A 437-nucleotide genomic window follows, 5' to 3' on the forward strand; every position below is an offset into this window, starting at 1 on the left:
TCGGGTCCTCGTTGTTCTTCGACATCGCCATCATGTTGGCGAACGCGGCGATCGGCAGCGGGTGGATCGCCGCCTCCGTACCGCCGGCGACGACCACGTCGGCACGGCCCGTACGGATCATCTCGACGGCGTAACCGATGGCCTCGGCGCCCGACGCGCACGCGCTGACCGGGGTGTGCACACCGGCGCGGGCGTTGACCTCCAGGCCGACGTTGGCCGACGGGCCGTTCGGCATGAGCATGGGGACGGTGTGCGGGGAGACCCGGCGCACACCCTTTTCCTTCAGTACGTCGTACTGGTCGAGCAGCGTGGTGACGCCGCCGATGCCGGAGGCGATCACGGTGCCCAGTCGCTCGGGAACGATCGACTCGTCCTCGCCCGCCGGCGCGGTGTACCCGGCGTCCGCCCAGGCCTCACGGGCGGCGATCTCGGCGAAC

Annotated in this window: 1 protein-coding gene; it reads right to left on the reverse strand. The window is 70.7% G+C overall.

Going from position 1 to position 437, the window contains the following annotated elements:
- A partial coding sequence (locus G3I71_RS47875) for a beta-ketoacyl synthase N-terminal-like domain-containing protein (RefSeq protein ID WP_275409456.1) occupies positions 1-437 on the reverse strand: 437 nt, incomplete at both ends.

This window comes from Streptomyces sp. SID12501, assembly GCF_010550245.1.
In the GTDB taxonomy this organism is placed as follows: Bacteria; Actinomycetota; Actinomycetes; order Streptomycetales; family Streptomycetaceae; genus Streptomyces.